6 protein-coding genes and 1 pseudogene are annotated in these 5,263 nt (G+C 65.2%); 6 read left to right on the top strand and 1 reads right to left on the bottom strand.

Annotated elements, in window-relative coordinates:
• Nucleotides 1-222 precede the first annotated feature (222 nt).
• From MTR62_RS19850 to MTR62_RS19835, 5 genes and pseudogenes are all read left to right on the top strand, one after another.
• Nucleotides 223-612, top strand: coding sequence for a hypothetical protein (locus MTR62_RS19850; protein WP_244024198.1), 390 nt, complete (start codon nucleotides 223-225; stop codon nucleotides 610-612).
• Between the two features lie 140 nt (nucleotides 613-752).
• Nucleotides 753-1,277 carry a TetR/AcrR family transcriptional regulator gene (locus tag MTR62_RS19845; RefSeq protein WP_244024196.1) on the top strand — a complete coding sequence of 175 codons (525 nt, stop codon included), beginning with the start codon at nucleotides 753-755 and terminating at the stop codon, nucleotides 1,275-1,277.
• Nucleotides 1,274-2,449, top strand: coding sequence for an MFS transporter (locus MTR62_RS19840; RefSeq protein ID WP_244024194.1), 1,176 nt, complete (start codon nucleotides 1,274-1,276; stop codon nucleotides 2,447-2,449). Before MTR62_RS19845 ends, MTR62_RS19840 begins: the two co-directional genes overlap by 4 nt.
• Before the next feature lie 119 nt (nucleotides 2,450-2,568).
• A pseudogene (locus tag MTR62_RS21670) lies at nucleotides 2,569-2,802 on the top strand (alpha/beta hydrolase); the annotation flags it as partial.
• The gene (locus tag MTR62_RS19835; RefSeq protein WP_327194445.1) at nucleotides 2,702-3,214 is read left to right on the top strand and encodes an alpha/beta hydrolase; all 513 of its coding nucleotides are present in this window, start codon (nucleotides 2,702-2,704) and stop codon (nucleotides 3,212-3,214) included. The pseudogene MTR62_RS21670 and the gene MTR62_RS19835, both read left to right, overlap by 101 nt.
• 34 nt (nucleotides 3,215-3,248) lie before the next feature.
• On the opposite strand, the gene MTR62_RS19830 is transcribed toward MTR62_RS19835, so the two are convergent.
• Nucleotides 3,249-4,118, bottom strand: a complete 870-nt coding sequence (locus MTR62_RS19830; protein ID WP_244024191.1) for an aldo/keto reductase family oxidoreductase — start codon at nucleotides 4,116-4,118, stop codon at nucleotides 3,249-3,251.
• Nucleotides 4,119-4,216: 98 nt separating this feature from the next.
• On the opposite strand from MTR62_RS19830, the gene MTR62_RS19825 reads away from it, so the two are divergent.
• Nucleotides 4,217-5,107: a LysR substrate-binding domain-containing protein gene (locus MTR62_RS19825; RefSeq protein ID WP_244024189.1), complete on the top strand. Its 891-nt coding sequence runs from the start codon at nucleotides 4,217-4,219 to the stop codon at nucleotides 5,105-5,107.
• The last annotated feature ends 156 nt before the right edge of the window (nucleotides 5,108-5,263 follow it).

Here is a 5,263-nt window from a genome sequence, read left to right as displayed (position 1 = left end):
TACGGCCTCGAAAATCCGGTCGAACACGCCTTGTTCGACCCAGCGCGTATGACCGAGACTGTTCCCCCGGCGCTCAAGGCCCGCAAACGGCCGGTTCAACGCCGTTCGGGTGTGACCGTGGACGCTATTCTGGAGGCGACCCTTCAGGTTTTTCTGCGCGAGGGAATGTAGCGCCTCACCACGACGCGTGTCGCGGCGCGCGCGAGTTTGTCGGTGGCGACGATGTACCAGTATTCCCCCAATAAGCAGGCGCTCGGCTACGCGCTGAACGCGCGTTATCTCGACGCGCTTGCCGGCCGGATCGAGGCGACGTGCACGGCGCAGCGGGGCGCGCCCCTAGCCCATATGGTCCACGCGCTGATCGACACGTATTGGACGGCCAAGACCGAGCGCGCGGACGTGACCCGTGCCCTCTACCGTTCGGTCACCGAACTCGACAACGATGCCCTCGTTCACGCCTTCGCGCAACGGGCCGATGCGGCGACCCACGCGATGCTGGCGAGCGCCTGCGACCTCCCGCCGGTTGACGTGCGCGCGATCAATCTGACGCTGACCAGCGTTATCTACGGGACCGCGCGCAATGCCTTTGAACGGGGGGTTGCCGGATGCTGAAGCGGAGGCGTTGCGAGATAGCCTCGGCGCCATGTGTCGCGCCTATCTCCAGACACTGGCAAGCTGGTGAACGCCGCTCGCCGGGGTTGAAAAGGAAAACGATCGTTTTACATTGGGCCTTGCAGTGAAGGAGGCTTCCTATGGAAACGACCGCGCGGCTCGTCGCCGCAGCCGAACAGCTTTTCGACCGCCACGGCTATACCGCCACCGGGATGGACCGGCTGACCGAGGCGGCGGGCATGTCGAGCCGGACGCTCTACAAGCACGCCGGGAGCAAGGCACAGCTCATGGCTCTCGTTCTCGCCGAGCGCGACCGTCGGTTCATGGCCCGCCTTGCCGTCGATGATGTCGATGCGCTGTTCGCCGCGCTCGAGGACTGGGTGGCCGAGGAAGGAGCGCGCGGCTGCCTGTTCCTGCGTGCGCGAGCCGAAACCGGCGGCGAGACACCCGAGATCGCGCACGCCGTCGCCGCGCACAAGGCGGCGTTTCAGGCGCATATCGCAGCCATTATCGAACACGATTTGGGAGGCCGCCCGCCCGCCCTTGCCGAGCAGATCCTGGTGCTCTTCGAGGGCGCGACCCACGCTGCGGTTTACCGCGGCGTCGATGCGGTCCGCGCGGCACGAGCCTGCGCGGAGCTCCTGATGGACGCGGCGCGGCCATGAGCCCGGCGCTGCGCATTGGAGCGGTGGGCTTTGGCCTGATCGCCGTCTGCTACGGCCTTGCCCGTTTCGCCTTTGGCCTGTTCCTGCCGCAGATCGATGCGGACTTGGGCCTGGGATCCTCAGTCGCCGGGATCGTTTCGGGTGGTTCCTTCGCCGGATATTGCGTGGCAATCCTGGTTTCGGCGGCCTTGACGCAGCGGTTCGGAGCGCGCGCCGTCGCCACTCTCGCGGCTCTGGTGGCGGGGATCGGCATGGCGGGCATCGCGCTGGCTCCGAACCCGATCCTGCTCGCGGTCTCGGTGCTGGTGGCCGGGGCAAGCACGGGTCTCGCGTCTCCGCCCATGGCTGCAGCCGTGGTGGCCGCTGTCCACAAGGACCGGCAGGACGCGACGAACACCACAATCAACGCCGGGACGAGCATGGGCGTGGCCGTGTCTGGCCCGATTGCCTTCGCTATGGCCGGACAATGGCGTCTGGCTTTCGGGGCCTTTGCGGTCCTTGCCTTCGCACTGGCCGTGGCGGCCGCCAGGCACCTGCCGCAAGCGCGCGGGCAGAGACGTGTGCCGGGCACGCTGCCAAGGTTCGACAGCGCCATGCTGCATCTGGTCGCAGCCACGTTTCTGACGGGCGCGGCGAGCACTGCCCTGTGGTCCTTTGGCAGTCAGCTTGTCGCGCAGCGGCTCGCCTGGGAAACTGCGGCCAGCGCGGCGCTGTGGAGCGCGATAGGCGCAGGCGGCATCGCCGGGGCCATGGCTGGCAAGCTGGTGGCCCGCTTCGGTCTCGAACATGTCCACACGACGTTCCTTGCCGTCATGGCCCTGTCCATCTTCGCTGTGGGCTCGGAGTGGGTGCCTGCCTCGGCCGCCCTTGCCGGTGGAAGCCTATTCGGCGGCGCCTACGTTACCCTGACAGGTGTCTACTTGATCTGGAGCGTGCGCCTGCTCCCGGATCGTCCCGCAACCGGCCTGACGATTGCCTTCCTGATGTTGGCCGTTGGCCAAACGGCCGGGGCTCCCCTATTTGGATGGCTTCTGGCCGAGCTGGGCAGCAACGCGGCCTCGGCCGTGTTTGCCGGGATCGCGATTGTAGCAGGCAGTTTCGGCAAGTTTCATCGACTGTTGCCGACTACTCGAAAGACGGAGGATGTTTCCTGCACCGTTGCCGGTCCGTAAGCGGACGGACAGCAATCGGGTGTCGAATCTGAACCGCTAAACGTCGTTTAAGGGTCGATCCTCGCATTTTATAATGCAGGCATTTATGCTGAGATCGCCAATCTAAAAGGGTTATCCTGATGCTTGACGGCCCCCGCCTCGCCGCGCTTTCCGGCACGGCCCCCACCGGACTGGTGATCCTGCTTCATGGATACGGGGCCAATGGCGAAGATCTGATCTCGCTGGCGCGCATGATCCAGCCCGCCTTGCCCGATGCGGCCTTTGTGGCGCCGAATGCCCCTTCGCAGATCCCTCACATGGCAGCCGCTTACCAGTGGTGGCCGATCGAGACCTTCTCGACGGCGGAACGTGCGGTCGGCGCGGCGGCTGCGGCGCCGGCTCTCGATGCTTTCCTTACTGCAGAACTCGAAGCGGCCGGGGTTCACCAGCGACCGCCTGCTACTCGTCGGGATCAGTCAGGGGACGATGATGGCACTCCACGTCGGGTTGCGCCGGAAAGAAACCGTCGTCGGGATCGTCGGGGTTTCGGGCACGCTGGTCGCACCGGATTTGCTGGAAGCGGATATCCGCGGCCGCCCTCCGGTCCTGCTGGTCCACGGTACGCAAGACGAGGTCGTGCCGTTCCGTTCCATGGGTTTGGCCGACGCCGCATTCACGGCCGCCGGCGTGCCTGTCGAGATGCACGTCTCGCCAGGGCTGGGCCACAGCGTCGGGCAGGATGGACTTGAGGCAGCTGCGGCATTCGCCCGGACCGTGATTGGTTGAATTCCGCGCGCCCACCCTCGGGCGGCGGCAGATTTCAGGTGCCCGCTACGACGTCCATCTCGTCGAGAACATCTCGCGACAACAGCAGGTTAGCGGCCGCCAGATTTTCGGTCAGATGCGCAAGGCTATAGGTGCCTGGGATCAGGAGCAAGTTGGGCGAACGCGCTAGCAGCCACGCCAGCGCAACCTGCAACGGGCTGGCTTCTAGCCGCGCTGCGATCCGGGAAAGCGCGTCCGACTGGATCGGGCTGAACCCGCCCAGCGGGAAGAACGGGACATAGGCGATCCCTTGGACGGTCAGGTCTTCCAACAACGCGTCGTCAGCACGGTGGACGAGATTGTACTGATTCTGGACGCAGACGACCGGAGCGATCTTCTGCGCCTCAGCCACTTGCAAAGGGGTGACGTTGCTGAGGCCAAGATGCCGGATCAGTCCTTGCTCGCGCAATTGCGCAAGCGTGGAGAACTGTGCTTCGAGCGATCCTTCGCTCGGCGCGTGGACATCGCTCATCAGCCTCAGGTTGACGACTTCGAGCTGATCCAGCCCCAGATTGCGCAGGTTGTCGTGCACCGCCTGCGTCAGTTCGGTTGGGCTTTGCGCCGGGAGCCACGCGGCATCGTCGCCACGTACCGCGCCCACCTTGGTCACGATGACCAGATCATCGGTATAGGGATGCAGCGCTTCGCGGATGATCTGGTTGGTGACGTGCGGTCCGTAGAAGTCGCTCGTGTCGATATGGTTGACCCCGGCCTCTACGGCAGCGCGCAGGACCGCAATGGCGGCGGCGCGATCGCGCGGTGGACCGAACACGCCAGGCCCTGCAAGCTGCATGGCGCCGTAGCCCATCCGGTTGACGATACGGTCGCCGAGTTGAAAGGTCTTTTCTGTGGCAAGGTTGGTCATGCGCAAATCTCCTGTGAAGGTGCGACGAGCCATATGGCCCTGTTGCCAGCGAGCGATAAGCCGTGCAGGCTGGTACAGGCTGTACGAGAATTTGCACAATGGCGACTGAACTCGACGATCTATCGGCTTTCGTGGCCGTGGCCCGCGCAGGTGGCTTTCGGGAGGCGGCACGGGTATCGGGCGTTTCCGCGTCCGGCCTCAGCGAAGCGCTTCGCCGGTTGGAGACACGGCTGGGCGCCCGCTTGCTGCACCGCACGACGCGCAGCGTCTCGGTCACCGAAGCGGGGGCCCGGCTGTTCGAGCGCCTCTCTCCCGCTCTTAACGAGATCGATGCCGCACTCGACGCCGTCCATGCCGAGACCGACCAGCCGGCCGGCACCCTGCGGCTCAACGTCACGGCGAATGTCGCCAGAACCGTCCTTCCCGGCATCCTGCCGAAATTCCTGAAAGCGCATCCCCACGTCCGGGTGGAAGTGACCGTGGAGGACAGCTTCGTCGATATTCTCGCGTCCGGGGCCGACGCGGGCATCCGCTACGAGGAACGGTTGGAGCAGGACATGATCGCGTTACCGATCGGACCACGGTCGCAGCGGATAATCACAGCGGCAGCTCCGGCCTATCTCGATGTCCATGGCCGCCCCACGCATCCCCGCGACCTTCTTCACCGCGCGTGCCTGCGTCTGCGCTTCTCCAGCGGCGCGCTGGCCATCTGGGAATTCGAGCGCGGCGACGAAGTGATCCGTATCGACCCGCCCGGCCCTCTCCTTATCCAGCCCGGTTCGGCTTGCGACCTGCTGGTCGAAGCCGCAATGGCGGGGCTCGGTGTTGTACGGCTCTTCGAGGACTGGCTTGCCCCGGCCATGCAGTCAGGGGCCCTGGAACGGATACTCGACGAATGGGACGAGCCGTTCTCGGGGCCGATGCTGTATTATTCCGGCCGCCGCCAGCTTCCGCCTCCACTCAGGGCCTTCATCGACTTCACCCGGTAGGAGCCAGTTACGCCGCAAACGCAGGGCTAACGATCGCCCGCGTGCCGCAAGATTTGCAATTAGGGCCTTCGCCCGCACGGATTTGAATGACCTCGACTGGTCGACAACCTATCCAAACCGGATAGGGTGGATGGCTCCCGCTCACGGCATCAAAGT

This window comes from Novosphingobium organovorum, from assembly GCF_022832435.1.
Lineage (GTDB): Bacteria > Pseudomonadota > Alphaproteobacteria > Sphingomonadales > Sphingomonadaceae > Novosphingobium > Novosphingobium organovorum.
This window is presented reverse-complemented; position numbering and strand designations above follow the sequence as displayed.